Annotated in this window: 12 protein-coding genes and 1 pseudogene; all 13 read left to right on the top strand. The window is 42.3% G+C overall.

Annotation, left to right across the window (positions count from 1 at the left end):
- The first annotated feature begins 369 nt into the window (after positions 1-369).
- Complete coding sequence (locus ACS8FB_RS08595) at positions 370-1290, top strand: helix-turn-helix transcriptional regulator (RefSeq protein WP_439262171.1); 921 nt, start codon at positions 370-372, stop codon at positions 1288-1290.
- A gap of 220 nt (positions 1291-1510) precedes the next feature.
- The gene (locus ACS8FB_RS08590; RefSeq protein WP_439262169.1) at positions 1511-2500 is read left to right on the top strand and encodes a hypothetical protein; all 990 of its coding nucleotides are present in this window, start codon (positions 1511-1513) and stop codon (positions 2498-2500) included.
- A 53-nt stretch (positions 2501-2553) separates the two neighbouring features.
- The gene (gene gspF, locus ACS8FB_RS08585; RefSeq protein WP_439262167.1) at positions 2554-3756 is read left to right on the top strand and encodes a type II secretion system inner membrane protein GspF; all 1203 of its coding nucleotides are present in this window, start codon (positions 2554-2556) and stop codon (positions 3754-3756) included.
- A gap of 360 nt (positions 3757-4116) precedes the next feature.
- The gene (gene gspG, locus ACS8FB_RS08580) at positions 4117-4629 is read left to right on the top strand and encodes a type II secretion system major pseudopilin GspG (RefSeq protein WP_439262165.1); all 513 of its coding nucleotides are present in this window, start codon (positions 4117-4119) and stop codon (positions 4627-4629) included.
- A 255-nt stretch (positions 4630-4884) separates the two neighbouring features.
- Positions 4885-5454, top strand: coding sequence for a protein-disulfide reductase DsbD domain-containing protein (locus ACS8FB_RS08575; RefSeq protein ID WP_439262163.1), 570 nt, complete (start codon positions 4885-4887; stop codon positions 5452-5454).
- A gap of 48 nt (positions 5455-5502) precedes the next feature.
- The gene (locus ACS8FB_RS08570) at positions 5503-7728 is read left to right on the top strand and encodes a cytochrome c biogenesis protein CcdA (protein ID WP_439262161.1); all 2226 of its coding nucleotides are present in this window, start codon (positions 5503-5505) and stop codon (positions 7726-7728) included.
- Positions 7729-8026: 298 nt separating this feature from the next.
- Positions 8027-9445, top strand: coding sequence for a phospholipase A (locus ACS8FB_RS08565; protein WP_439262159.1), 1419 nt, complete (start codon positions 8027-8029; stop codon positions 9443-9445).
- 36 nt (positions 9446-9481) lie between these two features.
- The gene (locus ACS8FB_RS08560) at positions 9482-10282 is read left to right on the top strand and encodes a ComF family protein (protein ID WP_439262157.1); all 801 of its coding nucleotides are present in this window, start codon (positions 9482-9484) and stop codon (positions 10280-10282) included.
- Positions 10283-10588: 306 nt separating this feature from the next.
- Positions 10589-11095, top strand: coding sequence for a pilus assembly FimT family protein (locus tag ACS8FB_RS08555; RefSeq protein ID WP_439262155.1), 507 nt, complete (start codon positions 10589-10591; stop codon positions 11093-11095).
- Positions 11095-11682 (top strand): type IV pilus modification protein PilV, encoded by a 588-nt coding sequence (gene pilV, locus ACS8FB_RS08550; protein ID WP_439262153.1) that lies wholly within the window; start codon positions 11095-11097, stop codon positions 11680-11682. The genes ACS8FB_RS08555 and pilV overlap by 1 nt, the downstream gene beginning before the upstream one ends.
- Position 11683: 1 nt before the next feature.
- Entirely contained in the window at positions 11684-12787 is a 1104-nt protein-coding gene (locus ACS8FB_RS08545) for a PilW family protein (RefSeq protein WP_439262151.1), read from the top strand.
- Positions 12784-13596 carry a pilus assembly PilX family protein gene (locus ACS8FB_RS08540; protein WP_439262150.1) on the top strand — a complete coding sequence of 271 codons (813 nt, stop codon included), beginning with the start codon at positions 12784-12786 and terminating at the stop codon, positions 13594-13596. Before ACS8FB_RS08545 ends, ACS8FB_RS08540 begins: the two co-directional genes overlap by 4 nt.
- Positions 13597-13682: 86 nt before the next feature.
- Positions 13683-14501 (top strand): annotated as a pseudogene (locus tag ACS8FB_RS08535) (hypothetical protein); the annotation flags it as partial.

Here is a 14501-nt window from a genome sequence, read left to right as displayed (position 1 = left end):
GCTTGATAATTTTATTTATCTTAGTACCTATCTTTTATCTAGTTTCTAAAAAAAAGCCCATACTGTCTTCTACGCATTTATTGTTAATTTTAGCGAAATAACCCCCATTATTAAGCAGTATCCTAAATCTACACTTAAGAAACAGTATCTTTCTGATTAATACTATGTATATTAATAGTCTATATAAAGAATATCGTCTCGCTGCTATTAGTATAAAATGTGTGTAGCGTGCGTATAACTTTAATAGCAGTCCACAGTAAACGATTTTTCTTGTGTATTGTCTCTTAGGTAGTTTATTTTGCAGAGCCCGGCTTAGCTGCCGTAAGTTGCCATACATTATTGAGGAAATTGTTAATGGACGCACTTAGTATGTTATTACAAAATGTGCATTTGTTTGAAACAAATTACTATCGTTTAAATGGTAGGGGTAATTGGTCATATTCAATTGATAGAAAAGATACGATTTTGTTTTATTTAGTGTTATCGGGTAGTTTTTGTATCGATGTCGGCAGTGAGATACGAGAGGCAAAGACTGGCGATACAATTATGATCTCAAACTCCTATAAACATGTCAGCTATGCACTTAATCATCATGGTGATAATGCCAAACCTCTAGATGAGATGCTCAATGAATCTGAAAGCCATGTTATAGATCTCAATGGAGAAGGTGAGATCAATGCATGTTTGATTTTGATTGAATGTAAATATGAAAAAGAGATGACGCAACCATTATTGTCAGTTCTGCCAACGATATTGCCTGAGCTTGCCGAGATGTCTGATGGTCGATTTGGCGTTATTGATGTCGAGGTCAAGCTGTTGACCTTGGAGTCTGAGCATGAGCGTATGGGTAAGACGGCAGTCATCAACCATTGGGCCAGTATCATGATGATTGAGTGCCTGCGTACCTATATTGAGAGCTTGCCTGAGGCAACAGACAATTGGCTTAAAGCGCTAAAAGATCCATTTTTATCCAAAGCATTGGTAGCGATGCATTATGCACCAGATCGAAACTGGACGATTCATAAGCTTGCTGAGCTAGCAGGAATGTCTCGCTCAAGCTTTGCCCAGCGGTTTAAAGATGTGGTTGGAATGCCGCCTCTGACATATTTAATTGATTACCGTTTGCGCTTGGCAGCACGTTATCTACGTTTGCAGCAAAACAGCATCAGCCGTATTAGTGAGCTAGTAGGGTATGCGTCAGACTCCACCTTTAGTCAAGCCTTTAAGCGCGTTTATGGTGTATCACCAAAAGCGTATCGTCAGCAGTATCAACGTAAACTGACAGCGTAAGTATTTTATAAGCGCCCATCTTTAAAAAGTCAGATAAAGAGCGGCCGTAACACTGACAACTAAAGTGCGTTCAGGTACTATATAATAGTCAGTAGTCCAAACGCAGTCACTACGATATCTGGCTATTTGTTATCTTTAGTTATGGCATTTAAATAGATAGCTTAGATATACGCTTATGATACTGAAGGCCACATTTATTTTTTGCTGGTGATGGTACATTATGACCCAACCGACTTTTAACAATACCCTACAATCTACTACGATAAATAGCGATAGTAGTGCCTCCATCTTTGATGATAGAAGTAGCCATGAGACATTATCATCGCTACAAGAATCGGCAGTGAGAGATAAAGCGGCGCTGCTTGCTCTTTTTACCACGTCATCTTCTTTGTCATCTGCTGTTCACGCAACTGACACCTCAGAGTCTAGTGTGGCTGAGCTGCGTTTAACACTTTATCGCCTGCAGCATGAGCGTACTCGCTTGCTATATTTGGCTTCTGCAAATGTACGTCCAACCTATCTGGTACAGACGTTAAAGAGTCAGTTTGCAGAGTATCAGCAGTATAAGCTTGCGCAGCAGCTTGATAAGCGTGGCCTGCTCGATGTCAATCCACTTGAGCGCTTATGGCAGCAGTTGCATGTGGTCGATGATATTATCGCTGACATCGTACGCCATATGCCAGCTCAGCAGCCAGCAGGGTGGCAGCTGACGGCGCAAGATGGTCATAATCCACTAAGGCTTGCAACTGTGGGTCAGCTAAAACACCCCAAACCTATTGAGGATCAAGCCAGTCTAAATAGCTATGTGCTTGGTCACTTTGGGGTGAGTAGTTTTACGTATGATCGTGGATATTATATTGGTCATGTGGTTGGTTATTTATTCAGCTGTTATTTTTGTGCGCACCTGTCTATTAGCTACGGCGTCACAGCACTTGGTGAGCAAGTGGTTGAAGGGTATGACTATGCTAGTCTTGAGACGCCTTATATGGTGCGTTTGTTGCAAGGCTTAGACAGCTATTGTAAAAAGCGTATTTACCAGTTGGCAGTCATTTGCGCGCGTCTTAGCGTCTATGCGTCTGATAAACGTATCGAAAAAATGCTTATCGCCGAAGTTAATGATTTTGATAAAAAGCTACAGCAGCAGCATTTAGATGTATTGTTATTACAAGGAATGATGCCTGAGAGTAATGACTCTACGCCACTTTTTTAAAGACATGACTCACCATTTCTTTTCTCATCTATTGCCTTAGGATACTCGCTGTTATGCCTGCTTATCATTATAAAGCGCTTGACGACCAAGGCGATGTCCAAAAAGGATTGCTAGAAGGTGACTCGGCGCGGCAAGTACGCCAGCAGATTCGTGACAAACAGTGGACGCCAGTAGAGGTCAATGCTGTCAATGACAAGCAAGGTCGACAGCGCAGCCGTTATAAAAAACCATCTGCTTATGAGCTGGCACTATTGACTCGTCAGCTCTCTGTCCTGCTAGCAGCTGGTATTCCTCTTGAAGAAACTCTAGCCGCTGTCGCCAAGCAATCTCCCAAAACTCATATCAAGTCTCTGATGCTGGCAGTACGCTCACACGTCCTAGAAGGCTTAAGTTTTGCCCGTGCGTTACAGCAAGCGTCAAGCTTTCCGCCTTTATATATTGCCACTATCGCGGCTGGTGAAAAGTCAGGTCATCTTGATCTGATTCTTAATCAATTGGCCGACTATACTGAAAACCGCTTTGCCTTACAAAAGAAAATCCAAGGTGCAATGGTATATCCTATCGTACTGATGGTCATGGCAGTCGGTGTCATTATGGGGTTGATGAGCTTTGTGGTACCTAAGATTGTCAAAGTGTTTGAGCAGTCTGAGCAGGCACTGCCATTAATTACGCAGGTGGTGCTAGCGATGTCCAACGCCATCACCCAGTGGTGGTGGCTGATGCTATTAATATTCATAAGTAGCGCTTTTTTGTTTTACCGGTTTGCGCAAACGCAAGCAGGCAAGCTTGCTATTGATAGCATCGTCCTTCGGTTACCAATATTGGCACGGCTCTCTAAAAGTCTCAATGCTGCCCGCTTTGCCAGTACACTTGCGATATTGGTACGCTCAGGTGTGCCATTAATTGAAGCTTTACATATTGGCGCCGCCGTCACCACCAATCTACATATTAAACAAACCATCGTTACTGCTGCAGATCGAGTAACAGAAGGTGCCAGCTTATCAAGCCAACTCGAAAAAACGTCCTATTTCCCACCGATGATGGTACAGATGATAAAAAGTGGGGAAAACTCAGGTGAGCTTGACAATATGCTCAGCCGAGCAGCCAGTATGCAAGAGGCAGAAGCGACCAACTTTATTAGCACTTTGCTGTCGTTATTAGAGCCGTTGATGCTAGTACTGATGGGCGTCGTCGTTATGATTATTGTGATGGCAGTCATGCTGCCGATTGTAAACATGAACGATTTAGCAGGTTAGATTAAATGGTTTGCTGTTGAATCGCATCACCTTAATCTTACAGCAGGTTTCTCAAATTTTGCTTACTGTTGTATATTAATCAAAAAAAGACAAATGCATTGTTGTACCTCGATTTAGTGGGCTATAGTGTCATCGATAAAAGCGACATCGATAAAAGTAACATCAATAAAAATGACGTTTATATAAATATTTATAACTATAAGTAGCGATAGTGATTATCTAAAAGCTAATTGCGATAGTAGATAAATATACAATCATAGTCTATAGTGATAATCGTTTAAATATTTGTGTACAACAGTAATGATAAAAGCGATGATTATGATTGATAAAACCCAAACAAACGCGAAAAAGCAGTACCTTATGAAAAGTATGCAATTCCATTCAAGTGTCAATGACTCAAAGATTAGTAATGAAAAAATTATTAGCAGTCGAGCAGTAGTACGCCGCCGTCAGTTTGGCTCTAGCCAGTCGGGCTTTACGCTCATCGAGATTATGGTAGTAATTGTTATTCTGGCGCTTATGGCTTTTCTAGTAGTTCCAAACATAGTGGGACAAAGTGATAAAGCGAGAAAAAAGACTACTCAGATAACTTTGTCTTCAATTTCTAATGTATTAGATCAGTATAGAGTGGATAACGGTCACTATCCAACGACAGTGCAGGGTTTAGAAGTGTTAAGCACGCCACCTGCCGAAGCCAAGAATTATCCTGAAGGTGGCTATATCAAAGGTGGCTATCCAATCGATGGTTGGGAAAACGAGCTGCAGTATGTCTCTCCAGGTAGCGAAGGTCGCCCTTACGATCTATTTTCGTTAGGTGCTGATAAGAAGGTTGGTGGTGAAGATCTGAATGCTGATATCTATGCTCAACTATAGATATAATTATAAGCAAACTGAGTCATAAGCTACTACTAGTAACGGATAACTAGGTCGTAACCAATATCAACCAATAAGGCATTATTGGTTGATATTTTTTATCAACACGAAAATCAGCCCTTCGTATATAGGGTGTCATACTAAACGTTTTGGCATTAAAGCCCTTTTCGTTTGATGTTTGATGTTAATACTATCGTCAGAATGGTTAAATTTTCACTATCAGTTATTTAAAGCAGCAATCAAAGGTAATTATTTATGTCAATTAAAACGCCAATAATAAAAACAGTCGCAATAAACAAAGGTACTTCTAAAAAGTCTAATGCGCTTGCAATTGCTATCATGAGCGCCTCATTGATGATGAGTTTATCAATGGTTTCTATGAGCGCTCAGGCTGTAGGTCTGGGCGAGCTGTTTGGTAATAAGAGTGCTGCAAAATCAAAGTTTTTGCCAGTAGATAAAGCTTTTCAAGTTGACAGTATTACTAACGCGACATCTAAAGGCACGCGTTTATCCATTACCTTTGATATTACCCCAGGTCATTACGTTTATAAAAACCAGCTTACTTTAAGTTTCCCTAAGGGTGTGAGCGCAACCCCGTTTACTTTTAGTCAATCTCCGGTCTCAATTGATGATCCAACCTTTGGTAAAGTACCCGTATTTACCCAAAAGCATATGATAGCAACTACGACGCTGACGACCAATAATGGCAAAGGGGCAAAGAATGCACCGCTCGTGATTGGTTGGCAAGGCTGTGCCAAAGCTGGGCTATGTTACCCGCCAGAGAAAATCAAAACCACGGTTGATATCGCAGCACAACGTAAGTAAATATCGATTAAGTCGATTTAAGTATTAGTAATAAATAGGCAGTCCTTTATGTCCATTAAGACACCAGAAAAACCTCCATCGCTAACTGTAAATCGTTCTTCCAAAAAGTCTTATCTGTTGGCATTTGCTTTAACCAGTAGCTCATTATTGACAGGACTAGTACCTATTGGACAAGTCGCTACTGGATTGGTCGCTACTGGGCTGACCGCCACATCCATGACAGCTCAGGCTGCTAGCTTGGGTGATTTGTTTGGTAGTAACAAAAGCTCATCGAAACCAAAGTTTTTGCCAGTCGATCAAGCCTTTCAGGTAGGTAGTGTCAGTAAGCCTGTCGCTACAGGGACGCAGTTGTCGATTAACTTTGATATCACTCCTGAACACTATGTTTATAAAGATCAAATAAAGCTAACCTTGCCTGCTGGTGTGACTGCCGCGCCATTTACTTTTAGTCAGACGCCGTACTCAATTGATGATCCAACCTTTGGCCGTGTCCCAGTATTTGATCAAGCTAACATGGTTGCGACCACGACGCTTAGCAGTACGAGTGGCAAAAGTGTAGATAATGCAGCCGTGGTTATTGGCTGGCAAGGCTGTGCTAAAGCAGGGCTTTGTTACCCACCTGAGAAGATTAATACTACCGTCAATATCGCCGCGTCGTCGCAACAAGCAGCGGCAAGTAGCGCCGGTACTTCTGCCCAAAACCTCGCCCCTGCCTCTACAACTAAAACCTCAGCAACGAACGACAATACTCAGTTAGCTGCAAGTACTGCAACGACAGCAGAAACAACAAGTATAACTGATGCTGACAGTCTTACGTCTACAGCAGAGCAAGCGGAGACAGATGACGAAATTATTGACTATGCCTTGCTAGATGAGAGTTCTTTAGATGACGAGCTTACAACCAATACGATTTCTGGAGCAGATACTAACGTCATAGGCAGTGATACGGTCAATAATACGTCTGACAGCAATAATATAAATGCTAATGGCTTAGTCGATGGTGATCCGTTTGGACTAGCATCGCATCCATGGTTGGCATTAGGTTTATTATTTTTAGCAGGTTTGGGTTTAGCACTAACCCCATGTGTACTGCCAATGCTGCCTATTGTCGCCAATATCGTGGCACGTGAGAAAAACCCAACAGTAAAAAGAGGCGTGATATTGACCACCAGTTATGCCATTGGGGTTGCTACTGCCTATGGTATTTTGGGTGCAGTCATCGCGGTGTTTGGCGAGTCATTAGGAATTATTGGCTGGCTACAAAACCCAATTATCTTGATTAGCTTTGCTATCATCTTTGTATTGCTAGGGCTATATATGCTGGGCGTATTTACTATTCGTCTGCCACGTGCCATTAGTAGTAAGATGCAAGGCTTGAGTCAAGCGGGCGATAGTAAGCTTGGTAGTACGGGAGGCAGCTTGGTTGCTGGGTTTTTATCAGCATTGGTCGTATCGCCTTGTGTGTCCGCGCCACTATTTGGCGCATTGCTCGCAGTTTCGACTATCGGTAGTCCGCTGCTTGGTTTTGCCGCCTTATTTATGCTTGGTTTTGGTTTGTCAGCGCCGCTTATTTTAATTGGTGCAACCCAAGGCAAAATCATACCGAAGGCTGGCGAGTGGATGAACTGGGTCAAACAAGGCTTTGCTTTATTATTATTTGCAGTGGCGCTATTATTAATTGAGCGCGTGTTTGTATCGCCTGTAATGCTGTTAGTATGGGCATTATGGTTTATGGTGGTAGCGACATGGGCGTGGAGCTGGCTGGGTCGTGGTCGAATGCTCACCCAAGCACTTGGTTTAGTGACCGGTATTTGGGCAGCTTGTTTGATTATTGGTGCGGCACTAGGTAACGACGATAGTCTACATCCGTTAGCGTCACTAAGCGCTGCACCGATGATGCTACAGTCGGCTAATGGTCAAGCGGCTGGCAATAATAATGCGAACGATGAGCACGTCACGACGCTTGCGCAATTAGATGCAATCATTGCCGAAAACCCTAAAGTCATCGTTGATGTGACTGCTGATTGGTGTGTCGAATGCCGTATTATGGATAAAAACTTATTTCATAATCGTCCGGCGCAGATGCAAGATTGGCAGTTGGTTCGACTTGATATTACCGAAACCACGGCAGACTCTAAAGCAATCTTAGCGCGCTACCAACTATTTGGTCCGCCAGCATTGTTGTATTACAAAGATGGACAATTGATAAATCAGCAAGTTGGTGAGATTGGACGCTCAAAGTTTGAAGAGACTTTAACTGCACTCAACAAATAATGCAGCATTAATAAAAGTCAACATGATAAAAGAGCCAGTATACTGTTATGACACAGTGACTGGCTCTTTTTACTTGCCAAGCGTACGCTTAAAGATTTGTTAGAGACAAATTCTTGTTATTTAACATTGTACTAAAGATAAATAACTCTAGTATAATGCGGTTATATTTATTACACTAAAGCAACAATAGTTAAGTTGTACTAATAAAATACCGTAGTTGCTTTTTACCGATCAAGTTTGATTTTAGTCATCGTAGATAATTTATTGACCATCGTGTCAATTAACACAAGGGACACTTATGTTTGTTCATACAGCTTTGCAGCGTCAGATGATGGGCCTTGCTTTTGTTTCACAAGCTACTAAGCACACAGTAACCAAAACCCATTTGAGCATAGCAGTTGGCGTGGCACTGAGTTGTTTTACCATGCAAGTGCATGCGGTAGATAACAATCAGATAAATGATGAATTAGCTATAGACGTGCAGGAAGCTACTGTTGAGCAGTTAGAGACACCAAACGTTGATAATCAAAAACTGTCTAACGATGCTTTTGTCGCACAGCAAGCACAATTGTTTTTTGAATGTACGCAAGTACGTACGGCCGCTGCACGACTGGCCTGTTTTGACAAAGTTGCAGAGCAAGGCGAGACGCCAAGCTATACCACGACTAAGCAACCATTAGATTTGGCAAGCACCATTAAAAGTACCATTTCGGGTGAGCCGCAGGTGGTACTTGCAGAAGATATGACTAAGATGCAGGGTGATACTGTAGCAGCTGCGGATACGGTACTCATTGCCAATCAGTTGTCTTCCAATAATGGAACAAATAAGGCCGCGATAGACAAGACACAAACCGAGATATTAGATGATGTCGGCGTGACTCAAAGCGATATCGAAAAATACACACCGCTGAGTCTGGCCTATGATTTGGACCAAAACAGTGAGCGCGGGACTTGGTCAGCGCGTCCACACCGTCCTATGTATTTATTGCCATTATTTTTAAATGCCAAGCCCAACCGTAGTCCAAGCACGCCGACTCGAGATGAGGAGGTTTTTAGTCCCAATGAGCTAAGAGTACCTGAGCTAAAACTGCAAGTATCTATTAAGACTAAGGTCGCAGAGGACTTATTCGATACCAATGCCGATATGTGGTTTGGCTATACGCAGCAGTCGCATTGGCAGGTCTATAACGAAGACAATTCTCGTCCGTTTCGAGCAACCGATTACGAGCCTGAGGTGTTTGTAACTCAGCCTGTCACAGCAAACCTACCCTTTGGCGGACGCTTGCGTATGTTAGGGGCGGGAGCTTCGCACCACTCAAACGGTCAGTCTGACAATTTGTCTCGTTCATGGAACCGTGCCTATCTTATGGCTGGTGCTGAATGGGGTAAATTCGCAATCGTACCAAGACTGTGGACACGAGTTAGTACTGAGAGTGGCGACACGGATGACAACCCAGATATCGAAGATTTCTTGGGTTATGGCGATATGAAGTTCTTATATGACTTGCCAAACAAACACAGTGTCAGCGGTACTTTGCGTTATAACCCAAAGACAGAAAAAGGCGCAGCGCAAGTCGATTATATCTATCCATTGTCCAACAACGTCAATGGTTATGTTCAGCTGTTCCATGGTTATGGTGAGTCCATCATCGACTACAACCATAAAAATACCGCTATCGGTGTTGGGATAATGCTCAATGACTGGAGAGGGCTATAATTCGCTAAATATTATAGATAAGTGTCCTCGTTATTTATGCAGCGCTTAGCACCATACCAAAGCGGCTTATGGCTGGCAGAGTATATAAATTTACGCTGTCAGCTATGCCACATCTATCGTAGCGTACCTCATATACCAAGTCGCGCTGCATCATCACTTCATAATCGTATACAGCAGTATTTTCATAAAGGTCTTTTATGCGCGCACTGCCATGATTATATCGCGTGGCTCCCTAAGGTATTTACTGTAGATATTGCCGCAGGTGCTTCTCTTACTATCCAAGCTGCTACTTATTACGATTATCCAATTCGCCAAGCCATTCGAGCTTTTAAACATTCAGAGGACATGACCAAGCTGCCTTTATTGGTACATGTATTGCGTCAGCTCCCAAGACCAGCCTGCTGCCATAGCCAAAACAGCGTCATCTTACCCATGCCTACCACCGCCAATCGCCTAGTTGAGCGCGGCTTTGATCCGGTGACTATTCTTTCTGCATATTTATCCAAGCATTGGAATATACCTATCTGGCAAGGTGTCCAGCGCATTGATCATACTGTTAGTCAACAAGGCCTAACGCGTGCAGAGCGCTTAGCGAACCTAAACGATGCTTTTACGTTGACGACATTACCTCCTGTCAAACGTATATTACTATTCGATGATGTGGCGACCACAGGAGCAAGTCTACAAGCACTGGCTCGGACACTGTATATCCAAACCTCCTCTCACAATCAGACTCAACCTATAAATCCAAATACATCCCACGATAAAAACACACCTACCTCTAATATTTACCATATATCAGCCTATGCACTTGCGCACGGCAGTCACGACACCTAGACAAACAATGTTAATAAATAATATTTAAAGATATTTTTATGTATTATGAATGATACAGAAATGTATCTGTGCTACATTATCCATTCTTATGTCGACTCTTATAACTACTTCATTGATAACGCCATTTATCACGTGGGTTGTCTGCTCTAAAGCATTACCTGCTGATACCATCACACTGGAATGAATATTGCAATAATTACAATAGTGTTTAAGAATAAATAAAAAACTAGCTAAGTAGTGTCTATTTTTTATACAAACAAACTGGTCGTTGTCATTATGTGTGATTGTTATTAATAGGATATTGATGTGAATGCATCTTTTTACAGCTCATCTTACCGACGACCAGCAACCAGCGCAGGGTTTACCCTGATTGAGCTGATGATAACGATAGCTGTACTGGCGATCATTGTAAGCATTGCCGCGCCTAATATTAGTAACCAATTGGCCAATCAGCGAGTAAAGTCAACTGTCTCAACCATAGAGAGTGCGCTCAAAGAAGCAAAAGCTGAAAGTATCATACGCCGGCAAAACATCACAGTGATATACGACAGTAGCACGCCTAAAACCATCACCTTACAAGACGACAGCAGTACCGTTTTGTCTACCTATAATATCGCCTCTCAAAGCACAATCAATCAAGAGATTACTCCTACTACGGTCACTGAAGTTACCTTTCAGTTCAATAAAGTTATGTCTGGTGGTGCCAGCGTTAGCTATACCGTTTGCGATGATGCTTCTACTAGTGAAACTCCTAGACAAGTCGATCTGAATAGTATCGCTAATATCAATATTACCACCGTTGGGAGCTGCTAATGAAGACACAAATGACTCAGGCAGGTGTGGGATTGATCGAGGTTATGGTGGCGCTGCTACTACTAACGGTAGCGGTATTGGGCTATAGCGCTTTACAAGGTCAAGCTATAAAAGTCACCAACGAATCGCTTGAACGTTCTCAATCGCTCGTTATGATGCGAACAATAGCAGAAAAAATACATGCTAACCCTTCTGCTATTGAAACTTATGCAGATGAGCTTAACGAAGATGGGACGATCACTGCACCTAGTGATTTATGTGGTCTAGACGGTCAAGCTGTTACAACGTTATGTGAACCAGAAGCGCTTGCAGAAGCTGAAAGTTACAAGGTTAAAGCAGAGCTGCAGAACTACGATTTTCAAATCCAAATGCATGCTTGTCCTAACACGGGGGGTACAGGAGCTAACGTAGCAAATAACATCATGTATTCCTACTGTTTGATATCGGCGTGGGGCGATACCACCCCTACTATCGGTACAGATAGTGAGACAGATTGTCTAACTGAACGCGTTGTCGATGGCGATAATGTAGAAGAGGCTGGCGGTAGTTACTATGCTAAATCCACATGCATGATGATGGAAATATGATATGAAGCGATTATCTCATAAGGTTAAAGACTCATCTATCCCAGATTCTATAGGACGACCACAACCGACATCAACGTTTGATATACAACAAGGTTTTACCTTAGTTGAGCTTATGATTGCTTTGGTATTAGGTCTACTTGTCTCCGCTGCCGCACTACAGATTTTTTATACCAGTTCAGTCAATAGCCGTCGTCAAGAAGCAAGCTCGCAAATCCAAGACAACTCTATTTTTGGTTTCTCTCAAATACAGCAGCATTTGAGACGTACGAACTATGGTGCCAAATCCACAAGTGCGTACGATGAATACTTTATGAATCATCTAACGCCGCAAGGCGGGGTAGTACTTACAGCACCAGACGGTGCTTCTGGAAAGTGGCTTAATAATAACTTATCTGGTTTGGTGCTAGATAGCGCTGCAATACCTGATAAATTACTGTCTAGTAGTGCCTCTGCCAATAGTGTCAGCAACCTAAATGGTATCGCAAACAGTGATCAGTTAACGATTCAATATCAATCCAGTCAAGAAGGTCTGTTTGATTGTGAAGGCGCTTCTATTCCAAAGGATTTTTATGTCATTGAACGTTATTTCGTTCGTATGGATAACACAGTGACTCCAGCTGTGCCCGGACTAGCATGTGCATCAGCAATCTACAATTACAAAGAATCTGATGCTGGTAGTGCAACTGGTATTGATATAAAGGCCTACACAGTACCTGGAGAAGGCACAGCAACGCCGAATAACTTGGCAGGGGTTGGTACGATTGTTATATCTAACGTAGATTATTTTAGAGTAATGCTAGGTGTATCAGACAGCACAGGATTTGCAACTGATCCTGAGAATTCCCGTATTGGGTATATAGCCATTCCTGATGGATCAGACCTTAATGCACAGCTCAATAACAGACGTATTGTCAGTTTGCAGCTGGGCATTTTGGCAAGATCAAACAATCCAACAGTAACACCGCAGGCAAACAGTGACTTAAGCTTTACCGTACTCGATAAGACAGATGTCGGCCTCAATGCTACAGCGATACAGGGTCCCACTTATCTACGTAGTGTCTATAAAAGTACTGTGCTACTACGTAATGCAAGAGGAGGATTATGATGAGACAAAATACTACCAATCATCCCAAGATAACTACAAGCTTGCATCATCAATCAGGTGTGGTACTCATCGTTGTATTGTTTACTTTAATCTTGATTATGGTTGTCGGAGCAATTGCCGTCAGACAAGGCACGACAGATCTAAAAGTGGCGACTGCTGATCAAGTCAATAAGCTACTCTTTCAGGCCAATGATGCCGCTCTTATGAAGGTAGAAAAGGAAGATCGTATCCTAAGTGAGCGCCGGGACAATGTCGATACCCTCAAAGGCTATATGTCTAGTACGGAGCGTGAAGGGCATCAAGTCAGCTTTTGTGTACGTCCACGTAGCACCAAACTGTTTAGTATTCTCGAGATTAGCGAACGCAACAAAACCAACGATCTATTATCTGACAAAAACAATGGCTACTGCAATCCTACAGTCAGTGACGACTATGTCAGTGAAGGTCGGGTAATGACACAGATGACCTTTGTACGGCCTATCGAGACTGAAGACAAAGGTGTCTTCTATAAGGAAGTCGAAGGAACGCTGTCCAATGATTTTGAAAAACCAGAAACAGGCGGCAATGTCACTATCGAGTGTACCACCTTTGTAGGTTACGTAACGTCGGTCATACCTGCGCTATCTAGAGCGCCATTAGGTAATGCCAGTAGTAATGACACGACAACGATAGCAGGTTGCCTCAAACAGTCACGTACAGGAACTACCACAGTAGATAGTTGCCTAGCAGACCTTGCCGTGCCTTTTCAGACTCAGCAACAGACGTACCTAAATCAGCCTGTCGGAGTTGACTGTGTCTCTGGTAGCTAGTGAAAAATATATCAAAAGATCAGTCATCACAAACTAGATGAGAGTTGTGGTTTTCTACCAAAATCAAAATTACATGAGTAGTTATTATGAAAATCTTAAATAGCAACACAGATAGTAGGTCCAACCCTAGTGTGAAAGGCTGGTCGCTCAAGCTACTATCAACTGTCATCTTAGGTTGTATGGCAACGAGCGCAGGCCACACGTCTGATTTGGAGATATATCAGGGGGCGACCTATGGTAATGCCTCTATTGCCATGATGCTAGATAACTCAGGAAGTATGGGTAGGGGGAGTATTGGAGCAGATTATCCAGATGTTAATTTTTGGTATAGCGATAATGCGCAGCTAAGAGAGAATATATATAGCGACGATGGAAAAAGTATCGTTGATTCTATTACCTATAGAGTGGACTTCTATAGAGGCTATGATGGTAAATACTATTTTGACCGTATGTCACGTCTCAAAATGGCACTTATTCCTATGTTTGCCAATCCAAAAAGTGAGGCAGCTTTTGGCAAGAATGTTGACCTTAGTAAATACAGGATTGGATTGGGTAGTTTTTACTCTAGTTCTGGAAAAAATGGCGGTAAGATAGACAATCCAGTGCTAGATTTAACGTTAGAAAATCGAAAAAAGCTGATTTCGACAGTCAAATCTTTGAGTGCAAGGACCAATACTCCTACTGCCGATGCTTATGCGGAAGCGGGTGCCTATATGTTAGGGACCAGTACTAATAAAGGAAAGTCCGAAACCGTATATAAAGAGATGGGTTATTCTATTCTTGAGCAAGAAGACAAAGACAAAGACAAAGATAAAGATAAGGATAAGAATAAAGATAAAGATAAAGATAAAGATAAAGATAAAGATAAAGATAAAGATAAAGATAAAGATAAAGATAAAGATAAA

The sequence above is a fragment of the Psychrobacter sp. 1U1 genome, from assembly GCF_051847535.1.
Taxonomy (GTDB): domain Bacteria; phylum Pseudomonadota; class Gammaproteobacteria; order Pseudomonadales; family Moraxellaceae; genus Psychrobacter; species Psychrobacter saeujeotis.
This window is presented reverse-complemented; position numbering and strand designations above follow the sequence as displayed.